Consider the following 21,484-nt stretch of genomic DNA (forward strand, 5'->3'; position numbering starts at 1 on the left):
GAGGCACCCGGATGAAACCTGTATTATCCGTCGAACATCTGACGATTGAGACGATCGCGGCCGGTCAGCCGCTTGTCCAAAATATCTCGTTTCAGCTCGCGGCCGGACAAATCACCGGACTGGTCGGTGAGAGCGGTTGCGGGAAGACCGTGACGAGTCTCGCGCTGTTGCGGCTGCTCGATGAAAAGGTCATCCGTCAATCAGGACGGATTCTGCTCGATGCGACCGATTTGATGACATTGTCCGACCGGACGCTTCGTCGTGTCCGCGGCGGTCAAATCGCCTTCATCATGCAAAATCCGATGAGTGCCTTCACACCGGTCTTCACGATTGGTCATCAATTGATGGAAACGATCCGGACACACGACCGGTGCAGTAAACGCGAAGCGAAGGAGCAGGCGATTGAAGCGCTGCTTGAAGTCAATCTTGAACAGCCGGACCGGATTTTAAAAGCCTATCCGTTCGAACTGAGCGGTGGGATGTTACAACGGGTCATGATTGCGCTTGCGGTTTGCCTGCGTCCGCATGTCCTGATTGCCGACGAACCGACGACGGCGCTTGACGTCTACAATCAAAAGCTGGTGCTGTATTATCTGGAGAAAGTCCGGGCGACATACGACACGGCGATTCTGTTGATATCGCACGACTTGAGCGTCATCGCTGAAATGGCGGATCACGTTCTCGTCATGCGGGAAGGGGAAATCGTCGAACAGGCGGATGTCTTTGATTTGTTCGACCGGCCGCAACATCCGTATACACGACGGTTGCTAGAACAGCACGGTCTTCAGGCGGGAGGAATGAACGCATGAGTCTTCTGCAGATCAAACACGTCTCGCACCGGTACGGCAATCAGCGTTTTTTGTCGCGGCAGCCGGAGCAGACCGTCTTACAGGATGTCTCGCTGACACTTGAAGCCGGGACGTGCCTCGGCCTACTCGGCCGGAGCGGTGCCGGTAAAAGTACGCTCGGACGGATTCTGCTCGGACTTGAGCGGCCGAAAGAGGGACAGGTGCTGTTTGAAGGAAAGGATATCTATCAGAATCTGTCTTCACGGCAGGACATCCAGGTCGTCTTTCAGGATTCATTTGCTGCCGTCAATCCGAAACTCACAGCAGGACAAATCATTGCCGAGCCGTTGACGAACTTCCTGCGTTTGACGCCGGATGCACTCGAGCAACGGCTCATCACCTTGCTGGAACAGGTCGGACTGACTGAAGCGGATTTGACGAAATATCCGCATCAGTTCAGCGGCGGACAGTTGCAACGGATCTGCATCGCCCGCGCGATTGCGACGAATCCGAAGCTGATTATCCTGGATGAAGCCGTCAGCAGTCTCGACATGGTCAACAAGGCGATGATTCTCGACTTGTTACGGGAGTTAAAAGCGACGCTTGGTCTCGCCTACGTCTTCATCACGCATGATGTCCAGGCGGCGCAGACGCTGAGCGACCGGTTCGTGATTTTGGATCACGGTCAGCTGGTCGGTGATTATCCGACGCTCCAATCGTTTACGGAAGCGACGGATGGACATGTCGAAGCGATCCGACATGCGGTGCTCGCGACACATCCACGGTACCGGACGATCCGGAAATAGGATTTCTGATGTGTCATTGACCATTCAATCGAGACGGTTGAGTGGTTTTTCTTTTATCTTGCCTGTAAAGGAAACTTGACACAAGGATTCACTTTACCTATTATTGGAAGCGAGAGGTGACAGGAATGAAGAATAGCGTGAAGGTATTACGGGAAGCCCGTCAGTGGTCGCAAGGCGAACTCGCTAAAGCACTGGGTGTATCAAGGCAGACGATTATCTCCATCGAAAAAGAGCGTTATAATCCGTCGCTCGAGCTGGCGTTTTCAATCGCTGCTCTGTTTGATTGTCCGATCGAAACGATTTTCAGACCAGAAGCAAAGAAAAAAGGAGATGATGTTAAATGAAACGAATGCCTTTGATTAATCGGGTACTGTTCGCCATTCTACTTGTCTACGGTACCTATCTGACTCTTGTTGATGGACCGAGCCCGCACAGTATCATCCTCATCCTCGTCGGAATCAGTCAATTGGCGATTGAATTCGTCTTTCCTTCCGCTGATACGTATGACGAGCGGCAAGAAGCGATTAAGATGAAAAGTGGTCAGGTGTCATATGCGTTGAGTATCCTCTATGTGTTTGCGGTAGTCATGCTCGTGCAGTGGGGAATCATCGAAGATGTCCTAACTGCACTATTGTGTGTGCTGTTCATTCAAGTCATGACGTTCCCGGTGACGCTGTTTATGTACAGTCGACGAAGCTGAAGGTGAACCAAAAAAGAACAGATCAAGTGACCTGTTCTTCAGTAGTATTCGGATAACTGTTCTCGTGATTCTTCCGTCAAGTAGCCGAGCGATAAAAAGCTTTTGACGAAGCGGGAGGGACCGACGCTTGAGTCAGGGTCGACGTTCCATATAACATCCTTTACTTGCTCAAGGACTTCAATGTCTGCCGCCTGCATCTTGACGAAATCGAAGTCAAGCGCAACGGTATCCGTCTCGTCCCACGTCAGTTCACCGGAAGAGCGCATGTCATGCATCGTCTGTAACAACCGGTCACTCGGAGGGTTCCATTCGAATTGTAAGTAGTGTCCACCTGTATCCTTTACGGACAGCCCGCCGCGGGCGACGATGGCCGGTAAAAAGCGGCGGTGTGTAAAATGTCGAAGAATCATTGGAAGAGCTCCTTCCGGATTAAAAATGATTGCTTTGCATCTTATGGAGAAGACGGTCAAACGACTCATGGTCATCCATCGTAAACTGTTTGAAGTACTGTTCATGAATGACTTCGACGACAGGGGACGATTCCTGGACGATCGTTTCGCCTGACGGTGTCAAGACCAACCGTTTTTCCCGATCGATTCGTTTGCGGGTGATGAGGTGAAGTTCGAATAGTTTTTTTAAGGTTTGGGAGATGGCACCACTCGACAGTTCAAGTGTCGTCTCGAGTGATTTTTGTGTCGCACTTTGTTCCCGGTATAACGTATCAAGCATATCGAACTGTGATTTCGATAAGCCCCAATCTTTCAGGACCGCGTTGACTTCCTTCATATAGCGGTGATGCAGTTTTTGGATGGCCTGCCAATGACGGTAGGATGGAGTAGACAGGTGTGAAGTCATCAGATCCCTCTTTTCTGTCACCGAATAAACGGTAAAATAATGAAAGCCGCTGTTGATTATCAAGCGGTTTCATATATTCAAATTAACACAAAATCGGTTGATCTCCTACCACTTGCGCCTGATAAAAAAGCATCCTTCGTTTGACCCGACAACCGGGTGGACGAAAGATGCTTTTTTAGTTGACACGCGATGCTATTTTCGGTGTCGGGACATGCCGTCCCCAAACCAAATAGAAAATCGGTCCAAGATAATTAACGAGAAAAATCAGGATGCCCCAAAGCCATTTGGGACCGCGTGTCTTCGGACGTTTCCATAAGTCGCGATAAGCCGTGACCATTAAAAAGAATCCAAGCATGTGGACGATATTGTTGAACCACTTTCGGTTGATTAAATCCAAACCAGTTACCTCCTGAGCCATGATTAGCTGACGAACAGTCGGTCATGAAAATTTTTTAAAATCAACCGATCCTGTTCAATCGTAAAGCCGTAACGGGTAAAGCATTCGGCAGAGACGCGTCCACCGTAAGAAATGGCGGTAAAGTCTCCGCTGACCCGGTAATGGGTATATTTATGTTGAATATCATGAATTAGCGATTCGAGCAGTAAACCACGTTCGCCAAGACCTTCCTCGCGGACATGGATGTCGAGCAAGCTGAATTCAGCAAATTCATTCGAGTTGAATAGACGTGTCGACAAGTGTTGAATCGTCATATGCGAACGTTTCGATAAAACCGTTTTATGCGTGTGACGATTTTCCAGTAACGTCACGTAATAACTGAACAGCGGTGCATGAATGTTACGTGTCACTTGAACGACCTGCTGTTGATTATTGTAAGCAAGACCGACGAGTTGTTCGTTCGGATGCTGCTGAATTTGAATGGATCGTTTGGCGCAGACGGTTTGCCATTCCTGCTCCGGAATCCATGACAACTCTTTGGTCCGGTTTGTTCTAAAGAATTTCACGGGGTAGGTAGATCCTCCTTTAAACGAATAGATGATTTTAATATACACTTTTTGTCAATTGGATAAAAGGGTTTTTAACAAAATCATACAAATTAAAAAAATGTTGCATTTGCAACAAAAAACAATATAATAAAGTTATATAATTCTTCAGACAAAAAAAGGAGACGATATGGGAGAAATATTACGTGAAATTGGAATGATTGCGCGGGCACTCGATTCCATCAGCAATGTTGAATTCAAAGAGCTGGAACTGACAAAAGGACAATACATTTATCTTGTCCGGATTTGTGAAAATCCAGGAATCATTCAGGAAAAACTGGCTGAACTGATTCTCGTGGACCGGACGACAGCCGCCCGATCGATTCAAAAATTAGAAAAAGCCGGATTCATCGAAAAACGACCGGATGTCGTGAACAAAAAAATCAAAAAACTGTATGCAACTGCAAAAGGACAGGCAACGTGTCCGGTGATTCTTCAGGAACACGCTTATTCGAAAGGGGTTGCTTTAGCTGGTTTGAGTGAAGAAGAACAAGCCCGGTTACTGGAGTTGACGGAGCGCGTCCGTGAAAATATCGAGCGGGAATGGGACTTTGTCAAAAAAGGTGGAACTCGACATTATTTGAAGGAGTGAATAGGGTGAAAGAAACGATTGAGTTTGTCCGCTGTGACGTCAAGGATGTCAGAACGTTACAGGCGATTAGCATAGAAACCTTTTCGGAGACGTTTGGTTCCCAAAATGATCCGCAGCATCTAGAGGATTATCTCAACCAATCCTATAATCTCGAAAAATTAACAGGGGAGCTTGAACGTACAGATTCGTTTTTCTATTTTATTAAAAGTGATGAGGAAATTGCCGGCTATTTAAAGCTGAACATCGGAAAAGCTCAAACTGAGCCGACGGAAGGGAAGTCGTTGGAACTCGAACGGATTTATATCCGTTCAGCATATCAGGGGACAGGTCTTGGAAAGCAGTTGCTTGAGAAAACATTCGAGATTGCTCAAGCACAGGGGATGGAGCAAGTCTGGTTAGGGGTGTGGGAAGAAAATCACCGGGCGTTACGCTTTTATCGACGTTTTGGTTTTGTACAAACCGGAGCACACGCATTCTATATGGGAGAAGATAAACAAATCGATTTGGTCCTGACAAAGACATTGTAAAACGAAACGAACTCATATCAGTCAAAAATAGCAAGCCCTCAAAAACCCCTCCCGGATCATGGCATCGGGAGGTTTTAGTATAAGACATAGTATTTATCTGACACTCCCACCACTGAAGCAGTGGGCTTCCTGGCCTTAAATACTGTGATATAACAGTCAGCTTAGAAGAATTTGTTCCAGCTCTTTTTTCTGCCGGAAATGGTGCCGGGTATGCATTTCGATCAGTTGATACCATTCCTGCGCATTCAACGAACCGAAACCACCGTGTCTTGTTTTCCGTTGCGGTTCGATGTGATCGAGCCGTTTCGACCAGTCTTCCATCCGTTCAATCAGTTCAAGCAGACGTTCTTTTAAGCGATTCCGGCTGTCCGTATTGTCCGGCGGGGCGTTCATCTCGTCCGGCAGTCTGATTTTGACGGATGGAAAGGCATTTTGACGGAATAATTCTTCTCCGAACGGTGTTTTACCGTCCGCTGTATCGGTCGTCAGCGAAGCACAGATTTCGACTTCGTCCATATATTCATGGGCGACAAGTAAAATATGATCATACATTTGACTAAGCGACCAGACACCGGGTTGCGAAATGTAATGTAATTCGGTTTCGGTATACCGGTCCAGTTCGTGATGCAGATACAACAGGCAGTCGATTCCCGTCATGTAAATCCCTCCTTCAGCGGATACCCATTTTCTTGACTATAACATGTCCGCTTGTCGCCTGGACGAAAAAAAAACAGGGCAACAAGGAATCATTCCCCGTTGACCTGTCCGGTTCAAGATGCTTTGATTTCGTCGTCGACCGTCATCGCATACAGCGCTTGTTTGGTCCGTTTAAAGACGATCGGTAACGACACGAGACTAATCAGTAAAAAGCCGAGCGAGCAGACGATATAGGTTGACCGGATTGAAAACGTTTCGGCTAAAAGACCGATTGACAACGTCAGTCCGATGATCAAGATGGATTCCGCGACATTGATGACGCCGGAGAACCGTCCCATGATCGAAACGGGAACATTGTTTTGATAAAACGACAAGAATCCGGTATTCGCGAACGATAACGCAAACGTCAGCAGGAAAAAACCGATTGCCGCGAAACTGAAATCGGTCGCTGTCGCAAAGATGAGATAGCCGACCGGTGTCGTGATGGCTCCGAAGCCGATCAAGAATCGTAGGCTGAGCCATTTCGTACACATCGCGTTAATGGTTGAACCGGCAATGATGCCGAGCCCGGCGATACTGACGAGAAAGCCGTATGTACTCTCGGAAAAATCAAGAACCTGGGTCGCGAACGTTGCTTCGAGTGAATCGAGCCCGGACATGAAAATCGTCATCACACAGAACAGGGCATAAACGAGTGTGATGTAGCGGTGTTTGCGCGCATAACGGAACGTTTCTTTCCAGTCGGCGACGATCATGCTGAAACTGAGCCGCTCGGCACCGGAAATCATTGCTTGTTTTTCGATATCCGGCAGGGAAAACAGAATCAGTGCCGACAGACCAAGTACACCGGCATTCAGATAGATGGCGAACGTCGGGGAGCCGACGAGGAACAAGAGACCGGCAATCGTCGGTCCAAGAATGAAGCCGCAGGATTGGATGAAATTTTTTAAGGCATTAAACCGTTGACGGTTGGTTTTCGAGACGAGTTTCGTCATGTAGATCAGAGAAGCCGATTCAAACAACGAGCTGCCGATATTGATGAAGAAAACCAGTGTATACAAGACGAATAACGAGTCGATCCACGGTAAGACGGCAATCAAGATGGCCCGGGACACATCAAGCAGCACCATCAGATTTCGTTTATCGACGCGATCGATGACCGTGCCGGACCAAAAACTTGATAACAGGGCGGCAATCGGGACAAGCATGTAGAGAATCGAGACAGCGAACGCTGAATTCGTCCGTTCGAGGACAATCAGGTTCAAGGCAATGAAATAGACCCATGCCCCGAGATTGGAGATGCCGACGCTTGATAACAACAAAGCAGGGTGTTTCCACGTTCCACGCATGCGCCATCACTCCTTCTGAATGTTTTTTGAATATATAGAAAATGATTACAGTTGATATTACGAGAAGCAAAGAAAGAAAGCAAGAAGAAAATGGAAAAAGCCATCCGGAAGATGGCTCGAGGTAAATCTGTTAAGTAAGAAAATAATCGAGTGTCGCAAACAAGCTTGTTAACAGAAAACAAATCAGCAACAGACCGGATAAGACGACCAAGTCGAGATGACGGCGGAGTCCGTTCACAAAAATAAAGAACAGGGTCCAGTATCCGACAAATACAGTAAGAATGACAGCGAGGACAGGGGCCGCAATCGGTAACGATCCTGCGATATCAGCGCGAAAGGATGGATTCGTGATGGCATAAAAGGAAAAAATGAACGTCGGAAGTGCACCGAGGTAAAGGAGCCATTTGGGGAATTTCATAGTCAGCATTACTCCTTTGTATAAGCATTCAGATTAGCTTTAGTATAAGAGAGTGGAATTGTAATTGAAACGTACAAAATTGTAAGGAAGTGTCATTTTTGATTTAACCTCGTATATAGTGAATGAAAAGCATGTCCTACTTAATCGAAAAGGAGCAATCTGATTATGAATTTAACGGTTAAACCCGTCTTAAGGGGAAAAGCGGTCCTTCTCCGACCGTTTACAGCGAATGATCTCCCTTTGATCGAACGGTGTCTGAAGGATCCGGAAGTCCTTAAACTGACAGGAAGTGAAGCGGATTTTGATCGGGAGACACTTAAAGCCTGGTACGGAACGAGGCACGATCAGTCGGACCGATTGGATTTAGCGGTCATCGACAGAGTATCTGATACGCTCGTCGGTGAAGTCGTCGTCAACGACTATAAGTTACACGACCACAGTATGAACTTCCGGATTCTGATTGGAAAAACCGGCAGAAACCGCGGTCTTGGAACGGAAGCAACCCGCATACTGATCGATTACCTGTTCCAACAGACATCGCTTGCCCGCTTGACGTTAAGCGTCTTTGACTTTAATCCTCGGGCACAGCACGTGTATGAAAAACTGGGGTTTCAAGTGATTGGTGTAGAACAGGATGATCTCAAAGTTGATGGACGATGTGTCGATTCCATCCTGATGGCCTTGACCCGGGAACATTATTTAAAAAAGTGAATGAACAACAGCCCGGTCTTCCTCTTGAACAAGCGGAGAAGCCGGGCTGTTATTTGATTCGTTTTATTTTTGTTCGGACTTTCGTGCTTCTTCTTCCTCGACCCAGTTAAAACTCAAATCAACCCGTCTGCCAATAAACGAACGCAAGAAGAGCAGGAAGCACAGTAGTGGAAAAATCCACCATGCGGAATCGATCGTCCCGAAAAAGCGAACGATATACAACCACATGAACAGGCTGCTGACAAAAAGAATTGTTTCCGAAGTCGTGATGAATTCCCGTTTCGGTTCATACATAAGTAAAACCTCCGATGATATGTCATTAAGTAGTTGTTTCCGTTGAAGTGTGCGATACGGCAACGTCCGGCTGATCGAGCTGATTGAACAGGATCGCCCGATTTCTTCCTTGCTGTTTCGCCGTATATAAGGCTTCGTCCGCTAGTCCGTTCATGTGCTGGATGTGAATCTGTTTTCCGTGAGCAATTCCGATGGAAGCTGTGACCGTGATGGCAGGAAATCCGTCCAGTTGGAACCGTTCATTCGCAATTCGTTCCCGAATCCGGTTCGCGACTTTGATGACTTTGGACGGAGTCAGGTCATAGACCAGAAGCATGAATTCCTCTCCGCCGATCCGTGCCGTGATATCGTGGGGACGCGTTTCCTCCATTAGGATATTCGCGAACTGTTGCAACACGAGATCCCCGTTTCCATGACCGTATGTATCGTTGACATGTTTAAAGTGGTCGATGTCGAGGGCAAGCACGTTATAAATGCGACCTTCCTGTTCCAGTCCTGCTGTCCTGCTGTCCCAGACCCGTCGGTTATACAGTCCAGTCAGATGATCAAGTTCTGAAGACTGTTTGTACAGTTCGACTTGGCGGTTCAGCGTCTGGAAATCAAGCGTCAGCATACTCGACAGGACACCAACGGCAAGACCGATCGTCCAGGTCGCAAGTAACAGACGAAGCGAGGCATCGTTAAAGCCCAAATTAATCAGAACGGCGAATGTAATCATCAACAGCGCCCAGACATTGAGGGCGAGATTCTGCCGAAACGGCTGATTCAGGAGTTGGCGATGAATCCAAATCATCCCGGTACTGATGGCAATGATGGCGATAAAGGCAATAAATGCTTGCGGGGTCACACCAAACAAAAAACGGGAACCGGCGATGATCAAGGTGGCAATGACAAGCGGGAAGCGGCTGCCGTAAAAAGCGAGCAGGACGAGCGGCAAATGACGTAAATCCATCCGTAACGACTCATTGACCTGGATGCCCTTGAACATCAGTATTACCCCGAGTAATCCGGTCGCAAGACCAATGATCAGCGACTTAACGGTATAGGATGAGAATCGGGTGGAATGAATGATTTTTGATATCATATAAAACCCGGTAAACGCGATGCAGGCGTTGACGAGCAGCTCGACGATGAATATGATTTTCCACATCCTTGAACGTGATACTTTTACGATACCATTTTGACAAAAGTTGTCAATCTGGAAGGGAGCCGGGCTTTCTATTGTGAAAGGAAACAGAAACGAAGATTGAGTAGTTGTACGAAATCATGTACAATAAAAATAGAGAAAACCACGTAAGGAGGAACTAATGATGTCGATTGTCACATACAGTGATGCCCGGAAAAATTTTAAACAGATTTTAGATCAAGTGCATGATGATAAGGAAGCTGTCATCATTTCACGAAAAAATAACGAAAATGCCGTTTTACTTTCTGAAGAAGAATATAATCGTTTGATGGAGACCATCTATTTAATGCGAAGTCCTCAAAATTCAGTCCGTCTACTGGAGTCAATCGAACAGCTGGAACAAAAAAAGCTGACAGAAAGAACGTTGATTGATGAGTAAAGTCCGTCTACTTTTTACGGATCATGGATGGGAAGATTATCTGTATTGGAAACAAGAAGACAGAAAAAAATTGAAGCGGATCAATACACTGATTGAAGACGTAAAACGAAACGGCAATTTGACTGGCATAGGCAAACCGGAAGCATTAAAAGGAAATTTACAAGGCTTTTACAGCCGGCGAATTGACTCGGAACATCGTCTCGTTTACAGGTCGACGAGTGAACAAGTGGAAATCCTTCAATGCCGTTATCATTATTAAACGAAAAACTCCCGAACAAAACGCACCGCTCCAACCGGAACGTGACGTATGTCGGGAGTTTTTCATTCTTCTCTACTGGAATTATACCGCGAATCTGTAGACGAAAACAGACTACTTTTACGTTTCGTTCTGTTCTACACTACAAACAAGATTGTAGTAAAGGATGTGAACAGTAATGACCGGACAAACCAAAGTGCTCGACCAGGGACCGTTTCTGCATGGGACAAAAGCCGTATTACGAGTCGGAGATGAATTACAAATTAATTACCTGTCTAACTATCAGGAAAAACGCTCGAATTATATTTATTTCACCGCAACACTTGAAGCTGCAAAGTGGGGAGCCGAGCTTGCCAAAGGTGACGAACGGGAACGGATTTATCTCGTCGAACCGCTTGGACCGTTTGAAGATGATCCGAACTTAACGGATCAGCGCTTTTCCGGCAATCGTACAAGGTCCTACCGGTCGAAGGAACCGCTTCTCGTCGTCGCAGAGCTCGGCGTTTGGGAGCGGCATTCGGAAGAGACGATTCTTCAAATGAAGGATTCCTTAGCCCGGTTAACGAAGGAAGGAAAAAATGTCATTTTGGATTGAGAAGATTTTAAAAGGAAATGGAAATACCTGTTAGAATATGTTTTGAAAAAAGGGGAATGAATCAACCGATATGCCATCATTTAAGCTGTTCAAGTTTAGAAAAGGGGACAGCTTATGCCAATACGAACGATTCTCATCATCGAAGACGAGGTCGAAATTGCCGAACTCGTCTCGATTCATTTACGAAACGAAGGATTTCAGACATTGCTCGCCTATGACGGTATGTCAGGTCTAGAACGCTTCCGGCAACATCCGGTTGATCTCGTCATCCTGGACATTATGATGCCGAACATGAACGGGCACGAAGTCTTGACACAAATCCGGCAAATCGATCAGACGCCGGTCATCTTTTTAAGCGCCAAACAGTCGGATTTTGATAAAATCAGCGGGCTTGTGATCGGAGCAGATGATTATATGACGAAACCTTTTAATCCGCTTGAACTGGTCGCCCGGGTCAACGCCCAGTTACGGCGTGCCTTTCAATGGACGGGACAGTCGAAACCATTTGAGAGTAATTTGATTCGACTGCAAAACGTGATTCTCGATGCCGACCAAAGGAAAGTCCTTGTTAATGAACAGCCTGTCAATTTGACGCCAAAGGAATTTGATATTTTTTGGTTGCTTGCCGGTTCTCCGAATCAGGTCTTCAGTACGGAAAAAATCTTTGAGCGGGTTTGGAAGGAAGATTACTTTGACGGGGCCAACACGGTCATGGTCCACATTCGGACATTAAGGAAAAAGATTTCCGACACCAATAAGACCAAACGGTTGATCGAGACCGTTTGGGGCGTCGGGTATAAAGTCAATGCGTAAGTTCATCAATGGCTTCCGGACCAGAATCATCTATCTGTTTATCAAAAGTCTGTTGATGGCTGCGGTCATCACATTCGCAATCTATAAGGCGCTACAATATTATTACCATCATCACGTCTTTTACGGGGACACGTATATGCGATACCGGTTTTGGATGCGCGAAGTCGGTGACATCTATGTCTTTTTAGCGCTGTACATTCCATTTTCGATTCTCATCTTTTATCTGCTGACGCGGACATATACCAAATATTTTGAGGACATTTCAAGCGGTATTCGTCAGTTGGCAGCGGGTGATTTTTCACATCGTATCGAGATTGCATCGAAAGATGAGTTCCGCCAAATCGCAAACGACTTGAATGCGGCAAGCTCAGGCTTACGGACGGCCATTCAGGCAGAGACGTTGGCGCAACGCAGTAAAGAAACGCTGATTGCCAATTTGGCCCATGATTTACGGACGCCGTTGACATCGGTGACCGGATATTTGGATTTACTGAATCAACCGACGACAACCCCGGAAGAACGGGCTGTCTACATAAAAATCGCCTATAAAAAATCCCGGGATCTCGAACAACTCCTTGAAACCTTGTTTGATATCTCAAAACTTGATTTATCACTGAAGACAACGGAACAGACAGAGGTCGATTTGTATCATCTCCTGCTCCAACTCCTGGATGAAATGTATCCGTTGATCAGTCGTGTCAACGCCCGTCTGAATCAGCAGATTAGTCCGTCCTTGAACATGACGGGAAACGGAAAAGAACTGGCCCGGGTGTTTGAGAATTTGCTTAATAACGCGATACGTTACGGCAATCTAGATTATCCGATTGACATCAGTGCATTCCGCCGCGGCGCGGAAATTGTGATTCAGATCACGAATGCCGGTCCGACGATTCAAACGGCGGATGTGCCGTACCTGTTTGATATGTTTTATACAGTCGATCAAGTCCGGAACATACCGACGAAACAAACCGGTCTTGGCCTGTTCATAGCAAAGACGATTGTCGAAAGACATGAAGGGACGATTGACTTACAGCAAAGCGCAGGACAGATTCGATTTGAAATCGTTTTTCCGGCTGATTTAAGAAATTCTTAAGAATTTTCCCGACTTTCATTTAAACCCTTTTCTTTATGCTGTCTGTAATGAAGAAAAGGAGAGGGTTTAACATGAAAAAACTAATCGGCGTGCTTTTGATTGTACTTATTCTATTTCAATTTTATCTGACACGAACACCGGCTTTGACGAACAAAATTTCATTGAAGGATGCATCGTTGTATCAAGGAGATTTAGTATTGATCAATAAACAAACGGAGATTCAGGAAGATCCGCGCAATCTTGGCAAAATCCCGAAGGCGGCAACGGAGACACATATCGAAGCGGGTTTATTAGTACAACAGCATGTCGGGACAGCTTTACGACAGATGATACGTCGTGCGGAAAAAGTGGGAGTCAGACATTTTCAAATCAATAGTGCCTACCGAAGCGGGAAGCTGCAACAGCGGCTGTATGAAGAATATGGTGCGGACTTTGCGTTGCCTGCTGGTCACAGCGAGCACCAAACGGGTCTGTCGGTCGATCTCGGTTCGACAAGCGGGAAGATGAGTCAATCCAAAGAAGGCAGATGGCTTGCGAAAAATGCCCATAAGTTCGGTTTTATCATCCGGTATCCAAAAGGAAAGGAAGCAGTAACGGGAATTTCGTTTGAACCGTGGCATATTCGTTATGTCGGCTTACCGCACAGCAGCAAGATGTACGAGGAAGATTTGGTGCTGGAGGAATACATACGCTATGTCGAACAAGAGAACGCGTACAAGATGAAAATAGGAAATCAAACATATTTTGTTCAATACACGAAAATGCGGTCAATCCGTATTCCGGATACACCGCATTTTCAAGTGTCCGGTACGAATGAACACGGTTTTATCGTCACGTCCCGCTTGAAAAAAGACTGAGGAGGAACCAAATTCATTCGTCTATTCATTCAAATATTCAAGTCCAAGCCGTGAAATATGACGGGTCGCTTCACTGCAACTGGGAAACGACTTTGTTACAGGAAACCAATCAGCATGTGCTGGTCTACGGACAACGTCCGGTCTCCGGTTCGTTGATCTTGACCTGGATCTCATCCGGGATACAACCGGTCAGTGGACGGTCGTCGACGAAGAAGAGTTTTTAGAAAATCAACTGACATATCACTATGCGGTTGACGTCATCGAAGTAGCGGAACGGACGTTACGCCGGCTGCAAGACAAGATTCAACGACAGGTCTTTCCGTTTGACGGGTTTTTGGAAAGTTGGCTGAATCGAGTACGGCACGACAGTAAGACAACTCCACTTCCTTAAAACGGCTCTGAGTCTGCTTTCAATTAGGGTGTTTCGTTTGACACTCCGCAGCCAGCCGCCGAATTTCAGCAGCCATCGAGGAATTGACCGGCAGAATCTGTTCGAGCCAGTCAAGCAGTGCAAGCGCCGATTCCGGGACGCGGGCGTATCCTTGCAGGACATCGGTGAACCGTTCCTGCGCCTGGGGGAACCGTTGCTCGGCCCGGCGTTCATTGCCGTAGGCGTCGGGATAATAGACGACTTCCGGCTCGATTAAATGCAGAATCGACAACAAGTTTGAAAAAGCATGCTGTTCGACCAGCTGGAGACCGGACAACCGTTCGCCGCGGGCATAGCGGCACAGTCCAACATAGAGATTCGTCAAGGCTTCGTTCAGTGCAAAGTCGAGTGTATCGCGCCGGATCGGTGGAGGTGATTGTTTTGAAACCGTCAAGTCGACGCCCGGAAATGTTGGATCCTGCCAGACAATCCGTCCCGGGGAAAAAGCGATGTCCGGCATCTCATCGAGTTCGAAAATCGCACACTCCCCGTAGATCCCGTCCGCGAACAATAACTTAAACCCGTCGACGGTATTTTGAAAGATAAAGCTGAGCGGATGAACGGATTCCAGCCAGTCGAGCCGGTCGAGGAACCGTTGTTTTTGACCCGGTTTCGTAATGACGAAAAAATCGAGGTCGGAATAGGCATCAAGCCGTTCCAGCTCCCGACCGACGGAACCGAGTCCGAGCAATAACCAGGCGTCATTTGTTTGTTCCAGCTGTTGGCCAATCTGGTCGAGACGTGTGAGCAGGGTCTGTTGGCGTGACATTAGAAAAACTCCTTTTATATGGTGTAAGCGTTCTCTTGTTCAGTCTAGCAAGCTTAAACGGTCCGTCAAGGAAAAATCGTCTAATTCAAGATAAAATAATTACTTAGAACAGGAAAGGGTGATTGATATGGAAGTGCTGATTCTCCTGATAGGCTCATGTCTCTTGAGTGGATTAATGATCTGGACGATTGTCAAAGCTGTCATGTTGTCTTATCGAAAACAACAGCTATCAATCTCAAAAGCAATCTTCGTCATCCTGGGTATGGTCGTCTTCAGCATCCTGCTCGCCGGTGTACTGCCGTATTTGTATTTCAGATTCCTCTAACCGTCAGGCACGATTTTTTCGGAACAGTCGCTTCCGATCAAGTCGTGCCTGTTTGTTGTCTAAAAAAATCCGAACAACCAAGTGATTCGTCCTGTTATTTCTTGATAGAAAGGAGGAAATTCCTCCTGAATCTAAAGGGGGACAAATTTATGCAACCTTACTTACGTGTCGAGCATCAATTGTTACGCGACGGAGCCGCTTTTTCCTCCGTCCATGAAAAAATGGTCTATCTGCTGCTGCAAAGTTATGCCGGACGGGACGGACTCGCGTTCCCGTCGCATCAGACGCTCGCGGACGCCGTTCCGTGCGGCAAGACGACCGTCAAAAACTGTCTCCAGACACTCGTCGAAAAAGGATGGATTGAAAAGGTCGAACGGTTTGACCGGCACGGCGGACAAACGTCAAACGGCTACCGGATCCGGGCGGGGTCCCCGGGTGCTTCCGGACAGGTCCCTAGTCATGAGACGACTTCCGGGGAGACATCTGTCGCCTCCAAAGAAAAAGGGGTTAAAAAACCGTCTTTAAAAAAAGAACCACCATCACCCGGAGTCAAGGAAATCATCACTCATTTTGAGAGGGAAATCGGACGTGTCACCCCGTCGATTGGCAGGCAACTTGAGCGTTTGTTAAAAGAAACGAGTCCGGTTGTCCTGCACCATGCGATCGAACAGGCATCGGCGGCGAACATCCGCAACTTCAACTACATTAAGGTCATCATCGACAGTCTGAAACAGCGGAATTTGTTGACGCAGGAACAGATTGACCGTCATGAACAACACCGCCGTGCATCTTCCCGGAAGCGAACGTCCCGCCTGACAGACCGCGGTCGGTTGCCGGATTGGGTCGAACGGGAACGCCGGCAACAGCAGCAGGCAGAAGCGGAGCAAAAACAATGGCTTGAACAAGCTGTCCCCGATCAAGGGGAACTGGCATTACTGCTCGCAGAACTTATCTGATCAAGGAGGACTTTATGACACCATCACTTGACTGGCTACTCGTACAAGCGAACCGAAAACTGACAAGAGAAATGGATCCGGACGTCGTCGCGATTACCCGCGCCGTCATTACGGAACTGGCGGCAGAAGGACTGCCGATCGGTATTGCACAAGCTTACCGGACAAAACAGGAACAGGATGCCTTGTATGCCAACGGGCGGACCCGTCCGGGAAAAATCGTCACTTATGCGAAAGGGGGAAGATCAAACCATAACTTCGGGGTGGCCGTTGATCTTTTTGTCTATGCGGACGGCGGCAAACGGGCGGAGTTTCTCGCACCGCCAGATCCGCGGCTGAAACGGCTCGTCGCCGCGATGAAACGTTATCAGATGCAGTGGGGCGGTGACTGGGGCAATTTTCCCGATTATCCGCATTTTCAATTGTATGATGCGGTCAACGGTCAAGCGAAACCGTTACTCGGACCGCGTTATCCCGGTCGACCGCTATATGCAGGAGCAAAGCGGATGGACCGGACGCTGATCCGGCTGATTCAAAAACGGCTCCGGTTGCCGTTGACCGGTCAATTCGATCGGAAATTAACGCAATTCATTGAGCAGTTTCAACGGCAGCACCGGTTAACGGCAGACGGTGTCATTGGTCCGGTCACGTGGCGTCATCTGTTTGGACTTCAACGATGAAGGAACGTTCAATCGCCCTGATCCGACTGATCGTGCCGCTCTACAGTTTCGTGAATTTGACGTTACTTGCACTCGGCTATACACCGCTGCCGTTTGAGACGAATCAAATCGAAACCGCTCTGACGGCGCTCCTCGGAGCAGGCGGTCTGATGTATGCGTGGTGGAAAAATAACAATATGACCGAGGCGGCGCAACATGCGCAAGTCGTTTTAACGGAATGGAAAAATCATGTCCAGCGAGACGGACAGGAAAAACCAGGATGAATGTGCAACTTGAACTGGTAATTTGTTTGAAATGTGCAGGCAACGGGCAATATTTCGAGTAGAGCGCTAATGGTTTGATCCCAAGATACCGATAATAAGGTAGCGTCCCGTATCGCCAGCATTCCTCAGTTGCTGCCGACGGAAAAGAAAGAGGTCAGACTGAACTTGAAATTATCGACGTTACAATTTTACCTGTTACTCGCATTGTTTTCATTGATGTTTACAAGTATCTGGAGTTACAATGCTTTCCTGAAAGTTGAACAAGAAAACAATCGGATTATGATGGAAGCGATCCCGATTTCGAATGCTGCTTCGCAACTGTTCCCATTGCTGCTCGATCAGGAGTTGACAGTGCGCAGTTATTTGCTTGACCAAAATGATCAGACGTTCCAGCAATTCAAAAATACGAATGCCGAACTGAAAGAGACGATTGTCACATTGAAGATGCTCGATCAACGCCATCCGATTCTCAAGCAATTGCTGGCAGATGAGGCGATTCCACTGATTTTACGAACGGACGGTTTTTATGAACAGCAGATTCAATGGATCCAAAGCAATCAAATCGAACGGGCGACACTGAAACGTTACAGCGGCATGGACTATATCAATCAGTTCCGGCCGATCAATGCAAAAATCAATCAGGACATCGATAAAATCATCCAGGAAGCGACGGACCGTTCCAAACAGGCGTCGGCGTCTGCCAAGTGGGTCATCGTCATCGTCGTCAGTGTCGCTGTCCTGCTGTTGATGGCCTTCCTGCAGACGTTCCGCCTCGAGCGGAGTCAACAGGCGTTGATCCACCGCTCGTTACATGATGCCTTAACCTCGATTCCCAACCGGCGCGCGTTCGATGAGCATCTGGAAGCATGCTTTACGACCGCCCGGGAACAGCAGACGGACGTCGGCTTGATTTTGATTGATGTCGACGAGTTCAAACTGTACAACGATACGTACGGTCACTTGAAAGGCGACTGGTGTCTGCAGAAAGTCGCCGCTACATTAAAAAAACAGGCGGGTGAGTTTGGACTGGTCTCGCGGTACGGAGGAGAAGAATTCGCCGTCATCTTGACGGAGCATGTCGAGCAGATTACGCATGTCGCCGAACGGATCCGCAGTGAAATCCTCCGGTTGAAGATTGAACACAGTGCGTACGAACCGCTTTGCCAGCTCAGTGTCAGTATCGGACTTGCCGTCGTCCGGCCGAGCGAGACGTTGACGGAAGGCGACTTGATCGTCCTGGCCGACCAAGCCCTGTACCGGGCGAAGTCAAGCGGACGCAATCAAATTTCAAGCCATGAGGCCAGCTGATATGCTCTCCCAAAAAAGCTCCGACTCCATTCGAAAATGGAGTCGGAGCTTTTTTTTTCAATCAATAAATAGTCTGCCAGATCATTGCAAAATCACACAATAGGAACGGTCGGAAATCAATGGCGCAGAAATGACGAACACCGTCTTGACGGGTGTACCGCCGACTTTCGCGTCTAATTGATGCAGCTGAGACCGAATCTTTCGACTTAGGACATACCTCGTTTCCGTACTCAATTCATCGACCTCGTCATCATGTACATGTAACAAGAGTTGAAACGGTTCGAGCGAGAAAATGGAAAAGTCGCAGTCGATTCGAGGGTCTTCAAACTGTTCGTTCAGACCATTTTTTATGAAGTACGCTTCTTGTGCTGTAATCATCTCGTTTCGCCTCGCTCTCTTTCAAAAACAGTTCAAAAAATTATAAGCTGTTAGTTAACTATATAGTCTATAATACCCAATTTTTTTGAAAAATATCAGTTTCTGTCCGGAAATGGACCGAATACTGGTGAATTAGGGAATCTTTTAACGAACACAAAAAAATCACCTGATTCAGCAGTGCCTGGTCTGGAATCAGGCGCTGCTGGATCAAATGATCGTCGAGCCGACATGACGCAAAAAGTCTTCGGTCGTTTGCTTAAAAAAGGTTAACTGGTGGACCGGAATCGAGACGTGTCCGCCATAACGGACTTCTAAGTAATGGGGATTGACCGGCGATGGAAACTTGATCCGTGCGAACCACTCGGTCATCGTCTCCTGTTCGCGCCGTTGCATCGATTGCGGAAGCCGGCGGTTAAACAGCAGCATATGTTGGCGAATATCTTCTGCCGGTAATTCATGGTGAGGATAATGAAGCACCTCGACGCGACTTTGCGTTAACAGCAGCGGTTGGAAGCGGGACGGTCGGATGAACTTGATATAGTAAGCTAGCAATCCGATTGACGCAAACATCAGGAAAATGAAGATGAACAGATACGGTGGTGCGACGACAGAGGAATCGAAGCCCGTCCGAAATAACAGCGGGTCTGGTTCCGTCGCGACGGTATCGACAAGCGGTTCAAAGTCGACCACAAGGGAATCGGACGGAAGTGAAAGATTGTATGCATCACTACAGCGTGTTGTACAGGAGCTGGTCGTCCGACTGTCGAAAAAAGAAACGAACGACGTCAGAAAACGAGGCAAAACGGACTGGATGGCGAACACGGCCAGTAAAATGCCGGAAAGAAACAAACCGATTTTTAATCGGAACGAAGTTTGCATGAGACCACCTCTTTGATACCGTCAAAACGGTTGATAAACAAGTCTGAACTGAGTATAGCAAATAAGACAGGAAAACGTTCTGGTTTTTTCAAAAATTAGTCATTATTTCCTAAAAAAATGGAGGTTACCAGATGAATCGCTTACGCACCAGTTTTCAACAAGCAACGGGACAAATCAGCGGGCACGGGAAACGGAATGTCGGCGTGTTAAAAACAGCATTTGAAGAAACCGCGGACGAGACGGCAAGTGATCAATACGGGACGGGATCCATCATCCAACCGTTCGAAGAAAAGTTTGCCGATGTACTCGGGATGGAGGACGCCGTCTTTTTCCCGAGCGGTACGATGGCGCAACAGGTGGCCATACGGATTTGGTCGGATGAGACGGATAACCGGATCGTCGCCTATCATCCGCTCTGTCATCTCGAAATTCATGAGCAAGACGGATTAAAGGAACTGCATCCGATTAAAACGATTCTTGTCGGAGAAGCCGACCGGTTGATGACACTCGACGAAATCAAAGCGTTGCCGGAGATTGCCTGTCTGTTGCTCGAATTACCGCAACGGGAAATCGGCGGGGTCGCTCCGGCCTTCAGTGAACTGGAAGCGATCAGCCGGTATTGCCGGGAACAGGGAATCCGTCTGCATCTTGACGGCGCCCGTCTGTTTGAACTAATGCCGTATTACGAGAAGACGGCAGCTGACATCGCCGGTCTGTTCGACAGTGTCTACATTTCATTTTATAAAGGACTCGGCGGAATTGCCGGGGCGATTCTTGCAGGACCGGCAGCGTTTTGTAAGACGGCCCGGATCTGGAAACGGCGGTATGGCGGGGACTTGATCAGCTTGTATCCGTATATCGTTTCGGCCGATTATTATTATGAACTGCGAAAGGACCGGATGGGGCAGTACTATGCGGATGCGAAACAACTGGCGGAACGGTTCAATGCGTTGCCGGGTGTGCATACGACACCGGAAGTCCCGGTCTCGAACATGTTCCACCTGCACTTTGAAGGTCAGGCGGCGAATGTGTCCCCGAAACTGGAACAGGTTCAGGAAGAAACGGGACTCGGCTTCGTGGGTTATCTCGTCGACAAAGACGGGTATTGTTCAACAGAAATCAGTGTCGGCGATGCTTACGGGGAGCTGGATCCGGAAACACTCGAAACCGGATTTACCCGGCTTTGGCAAGCCTTTTCTTAAAGTGGTTCTTTAACCGTCGGATGGAGTTGTTGGTAAACGGCGATTTTTTCCGTAATCATCTGTTCCGTCCGGATGAGTTCCGCGAGCTGATTGCGGACGTTTTGCTGGTGTACTTCGAGCAGACGCAGCCGCTCAAGCGACGTGTCGTGCGTTTCGGATGAGGCGAGAAACAGTTCGACATATTCCCGGATCTGATCGATCGGCATATGTGTCGCCCGGAGGCGGAGGACAAAACGGAGCCAGGCCAGCTGGGCTTCATCATAACGTCGGACTCCGCTTGCGGTCCGGGTCGGGAACAACAATCCTTCTTTTTCGTAATAGCGGATTGTATGGGCCGTCGTTTTGGTCAGTTGGCTGATTTCTGAAATCGTATACATCGTGTCAGACCTTTCTTGCTTGACTTAGAGTTCACTCTAACT

At 47.8% G+C, this 21,484-nt stretch carries 33 protein-coding genes; 20 read left to right on the plus strand and 13 right to left on the minus strand.

The genetic code is table 11. From position 1 onward, the window contains the following. Positions 1 to 11: 11 nt before the first annotated feature. The 4 genes from HNY42_RS08520 to HNY42_RS08535 all read left to right on the plus strand — a co-directional run bounded on the left by HNY42_RS08520 (position 12) and on the right by HNY42_RS08535 (position 2,294). A complete protein-coding gene (locus HNY42_RS08520) occupies positions 12 to 809 on the plus strand; it encodes an ABC transporter ATP-binding protein (protein ID WP_188004230.1) in 798 nt (265 codons plus the stop codon). Beyond that, a complete protein-coding gene (locus HNY42_RS08525; protein ID WP_188004231.1) occupies positions 806 to 1,594 on the plus strand; it encodes an ATP-binding cassette domain-containing protein in 789 nt (262 codons plus the stop codon). The genes HNY42_RS08520 and HNY42_RS08525 overlap by 4 nt, the downstream gene beginning before the upstream one ends. 125 nt (positions 1,595 to 1,719) lie before the next feature. Then, positions 1,720 to 1,938 (plus strand): helix-turn-helix transcriptional regulator, encoded by a 219-nt coding sequence (locus HNY42_RS08530; RefSeq protein WP_131504029.1) that lies wholly within the window; start codon positions 1,720 to 1,722, stop codon positions 1,936 to 1,938. Then, positions 1,935 to 2,294 (plus strand): hypothetical protein, encoded by a 360-nt coding sequence (locus HNY42_RS08535; RefSeq protein WP_131504030.1) that lies wholly within the window; start codon positions 1,935 to 1,937, stop codon positions 2,292 to 2,294. Before HNY42_RS08530 ends, HNY42_RS08535 begins: the two co-directional genes overlap by 4 nt. A 38-nt stretch (positions 2,295 to 2,332) precedes the next feature. Here HNY42_RS08535 and HNY42_RS08540 read toward each other — a convergent pair whose 3' ends face one another. The 4 genes from HNY42_RS08540 to HNY42_RS08555 form a co-directional block, all read right to left on the minus strand. Further along, the gene (locus tag HNY42_RS08540; protein WP_131504031.1) at positions 2,333 to 2,704 is read right to left on the minus strand and encodes a hypothetical protein; all 372 of its coding nucleotides are present in this window, start codon (positions 2,702 to 2,704) and stop codon (positions 2,333 to 2,335) included. A 19-nt stretch (positions 2,705 to 2,723) separates the two neighbouring features. After that, on the minus strand, positions 2,724 to 3,149 hold the full coding sequence (locus tag HNY42_RS08545; RefSeq protein WP_131504032.1) for a MarR family winged helix-turn-helix transcriptional regulator: 426 nt from the start codon (positions 3,147 to 3,149) through the stop codon (positions 2,724 to 2,726). Positions 3,150 to 3,324: 175 nt separating this feature from the next. After that, on the minus strand, positions 3,325 to 3,546 hold the full coding sequence (locus HNY42_RS08550; RefSeq protein WP_251138750.1) for a PLD nuclease N-terminal domain-containing protein: 222 nt from the start codon (positions 3,544 to 3,546) through the stop codon (positions 3,325 to 3,327). Between the two features lie 23 nt (positions 3,547 to 3,569). Next, positions 3,570 to 4,112: a hypothetical protein gene (locus HNY42_RS08555; RefSeq protein WP_188004232.1), complete on the minus strand. Its 543-nt coding sequence runs from the start codon at positions 4,110 to 4,112 to the stop codon at positions 3,570 to 3,572. Positions 4,113 to 4,281: 169 nt separating this feature from the next. Here HNY42_RS08555 and HNY42_RS08560 point away from each other — a divergent pair, with 169 nt between their 5' ends. Continuing rightward, entirely contained in the window at positions 4,282 to 4,743 is a 462-nt protein-coding gene (locus tag HNY42_RS08560) for a MarR family winged helix-turn-helix transcriptional regulator (protein ID WP_131504034.1), read from the plus strand. 5 nt (positions 4,744 to 4,748) lie between these two features. Then, on the plus strand, positions 4,749 to 5,270 hold the full coding sequence (locus HNY42_RS08565) for a GNAT family N-acetyltransferase (RefSeq protein ID WP_131504035.1): 522 nt from the start codon (positions 4,749 to 4,751) through the stop codon (positions 5,268 to 5,270). A gap of 156 nt (positions 5,271 to 5,426) precedes the next feature. On the opposite strand, the gene HNY42_RS08570 is transcribed toward HNY42_RS08565, so the two are convergent. The 3 genes from HNY42_RS08570 to HNY42_RS08580 form a co-directional block, all read right to left on the minus strand. Next, positions 5,427 to 5,927 (minus strand): DinB family protein, encoded by a 501-nt coding sequence (locus HNY42_RS08570; protein WP_188004234.1) that lies wholly within the window; start codon positions 5,925 to 5,927, stop codon positions 5,427 to 5,429. Positions 5,928 to 6,040: 113 nt separating this feature from the next. Further along, entirely contained in the window at positions 6,041 to 7,276 is a 1,236-nt protein-coding gene (locus HNY42_RS08575; protein ID WP_188004235.1) for an MFS transporter, read from the minus strand. A gap of 130 nt (positions 7,277 to 7,406) precedes the next feature. Beyond that, positions 7,407 to 7,694 (minus strand): hypothetical protein, encoded by a 288-nt coding sequence (locus HNY42_RS08580; protein WP_188004236.1) that lies wholly within the window; start codon positions 7,692 to 7,694, stop codon positions 7,407 to 7,409. A 165-nt stretch (positions 7,695 to 7,859) separates the two neighbouring features. Here HNY42_RS08580 and HNY42_RS08585 point away from each other — a divergent pair, with 165 nt between their 5' ends. Then, entirely contained in the window at positions 7,860 to 8,405 is a 546-nt protein-coding gene (locus HNY42_RS08585; protein WP_188004237.1) for a GNAT family N-acetyltransferase, read from the plus strand. 63 nt (positions 8,406 to 8,468) lie between these two features. Here HNY42_RS08585 and HNY42_RS08590 read toward each other — a convergent pair whose 3' ends face one another. After that, positions 8,469 to 8,699, minus strand: a complete 231-nt coding sequence (locus HNY42_RS08590) for a hypothetical protein (RefSeq protein ID WP_188004238.1) — start codon at positions 8,697 to 8,699, stop codon at positions 8,469 to 8,471. 25 nt (positions 8,700 to 8,724) lie between these two features. Then, entirely contained in the window at positions 8,725 to 9,849 is a 1,125-nt protein-coding gene (locus HNY42_RS08595; protein WP_188004239.1) for a diguanylate cyclase, read from the minus strand. A 160-nt stretch (positions 9,850 to 10,009) separates the two neighbouring features. Between HNY42_RS08595 and HNY42_RS08600 the strand changes: the two genes are divergently transcribed. From HNY42_RS08600 to HNY42_RS16370, 7 genes are all read left to right on the plus strand, one after another. Further along, positions 10,010 to 10,264 (plus strand): type II toxin-antitoxin system Phd/YefM family antitoxin, encoded by a 255-nt coding sequence (locus HNY42_RS08600; protein WP_114595958.1) that lies wholly within the window; start codon positions 10,010 to 10,012, stop codon positions 10,262 to 10,264. Next, the gene (locus tag HNY42_RS08605; RefSeq protein WP_131504042.1) at positions 10,257 to 10,523 is read left to right on the plus strand and encodes a Txe/YoeB family addiction module toxin; all 267 of its coding nucleotides are present in this window, start codon (positions 10,257 to 10,259) and stop codon (positions 10,521 to 10,523) included. The genes HNY42_RS08600 and HNY42_RS08605 overlap by 8 nt, the downstream gene beginning before the upstream one ends. Positions 10,524 to 10,698: 175 nt before the next feature. Then, a complete protein-coding gene (gene arr, locus HNY42_RS08610; protein WP_188004240.1) occupies positions 10,699 to 11,115 on the plus strand; it encodes an NAD(+)--rifampin ADP-ribosyltransferase in 417 nt (138 codons plus the stop codon). Positions 11,116 to 11,229: 114 nt separating this feature from the next. Next, positions 11,230 to 11,928 carry a response regulator transcription factor gene (locus tag HNY42_RS08615; protein ID WP_131504044.1) on the plus strand — a complete coding sequence of 233 codons (699 nt, stop codon included), beginning with the start codon at positions 11,230 to 11,232 and terminating at the stop codon, positions 11,926 to 11,928. Next, a complete protein-coding gene (locus tag HNY42_RS08620) occupies positions 11,921 to 13,021 on the plus strand; it encodes a sensor histidine kinase (protein ID WP_188004241.1) in 1,101 nt (366 codons plus the stop codon). The genes HNY42_RS08615 and HNY42_RS08620 overlap by 8 nt, the downstream gene beginning before the upstream one ends. Positions 13,022 to 13,092: 71 nt before the next feature. Beyond that, positions 13,093 to 13,878, plus strand: coding sequence for a M15 family metallopeptidase (locus HNY42_RS08625; protein ID WP_188004242.1), 786 nt, complete (start codon positions 13,093 to 13,095; stop codon positions 13,876 to 13,878). Positions 13,879 to 13,957: 79 nt separating this feature from the next. After that, on the plus strand, positions 13,958 to 14,269 hold the full coding sequence (locus HNY42_RS16370; RefSeq protein ID WP_370528997.1) for a DUF402 domain-containing protein: 312 nt from the start codon (positions 13,958 to 13,960) through the stop codon (positions 14,267 to 14,269). Positions 14,270 to 14,288: 19 nt separating this feature from the next. Here the strand turns inward: HNY42_RS16370 and HNY42_RS08635 are convergent, their stop codons facing one another. Beyond that, on the minus strand, positions 14,289 to 15,077 hold the full coding sequence (locus HNY42_RS08635) for a hypothetical protein (protein ID WP_131504047.1): 789 nt from the start codon (positions 15,075 to 15,077) through the stop codon (positions 14,289 to 14,291). Positions 15,078 to 15,204: 127 nt separating this feature from the next. Between HNY42_RS08635 and HNY42_RS08640 the strand changes: the two genes are divergently transcribed. From HNY42_RS08640 to HNY42_RS08660, 5 genes are all read left to right on the plus strand, one after another. Then, positions 15,205 to 15,402 carry a hypothetical protein gene (locus HNY42_RS08640; protein WP_131504048.1) on the plus strand — a complete coding sequence of 66 codons (198 nt, stop codon included), beginning with the start codon at positions 15,205 to 15,207 and terminating at the stop codon, positions 15,400 to 15,402. A 149-nt stretch (positions 15,403 to 15,551) separates the two neighbouring features. Further along, positions 15,552 to 16,358 (plus strand): helix-turn-helix domain-containing protein, encoded by an 807-nt coding sequence (locus tag HNY42_RS08645; protein ID WP_188004243.1) that lies wholly within the window; start codon positions 15,552 to 15,554, stop codon positions 16,356 to 16,358. A gap of 14 nt (positions 16,359 to 16,372) precedes the next feature. Continuing rightward, complete coding sequence (locus HNY42_RS08650; protein WP_188004244.1) at positions 16,373 to 17,035, plus strand: M15 family metallopeptidase; 663 nt, start codon at positions 16,373 to 16,375, stop codon at positions 17,033 to 17,035. After that, a complete protein-coding gene (locus HNY42_RS08655) occupies positions 17,032 to 17,298 on the plus strand; it encodes a phage holin (RefSeq protein WP_131504051.1) in 267 nt (88 codons plus the stop codon). Before HNY42_RS08650 ends, HNY42_RS08655 begins: the two co-directional genes overlap by 4 nt. A gap of 165 nt (positions 17,299 to 17,463) precedes the next feature. Continuing rightward, positions 17,464 to 18,606, plus strand: a complete 1,143-nt coding sequence (locus HNY42_RS08660) for a GGDEF domain-containing protein (protein WP_188004245.1) — start codon at positions 17,464 to 17,466, stop codon at positions 18,604 to 18,606. Between the two features lie 81 nt (positions 18,607 to 18,687). On the opposite strand, the gene HNY42_RS08665 is transcribed toward HNY42_RS08660, so the two are convergent. Both HNY42_RS08665 and HNY42_RS08670 read right to left on the minus strand, forming a co-directional pair. Further along, positions 18,688 to 18,984, minus strand: a complete 297-nt coding sequence (locus tag HNY42_RS08665) for a hypothetical protein (RefSeq protein ID WP_114595950.1) — start codon at positions 18,982 to 18,984, stop codon at positions 18,688 to 18,690. 207 nt (positions 18,985 to 19,191) lie between these two features. Further along, positions 19,192 to 19,863: a hypothetical protein gene (locus HNY42_RS08670; RefSeq protein ID WP_188004246.1), complete on the minus strand. Its 672-nt coding sequence runs from the start codon at positions 19,861 to 19,863 to the stop codon at positions 19,192 to 19,194. Between the two features lie 131 nt (positions 19,864 to 19,994). Here HNY42_RS08670 and HNY42_RS08675 point away from each other — a divergent pair, with 131 nt between their 5' ends. Beyond that, positions 19,995 to 21,065: a threonine aldolase family protein gene (locus HNY42_RS08675; RefSeq protein WP_188004247.1), complete on the plus strand. Its 1,071-nt coding sequence runs from the start codon at positions 19,995 to 19,997 to the stop codon at positions 21,063 to 21,065. Here the strand turns inward: HNY42_RS08675 and HNY42_RS08680 are convergent. Beyond that, positions 21,062 to 21,442: a MerR family transcriptional regulator gene (locus HNY42_RS08680; protein WP_131972835.1), complete on the minus strand. Its 381-nt coding sequence runs from the start codon at positions 21,440 to 21,442 to the stop codon at positions 21,062 to 21,064. The two genes, HNY42_RS08675 and HNY42_RS08680, sit on opposite strands and share 4 nt — an antisense overlap. Positions 21,443 to 21,484 lie beyond the last annotated feature (42 nt).

Origin of the sequence: Exiguobacterium sp. Helios, from assembly GCF_014524545.1 — a bacterium.
Taxonomy (GTDB): domain Bacteria; phylum Bacillota; class Bacilli; order Exiguobacteriales; family Exiguobacteriaceae; genus Exiguobacterium_A.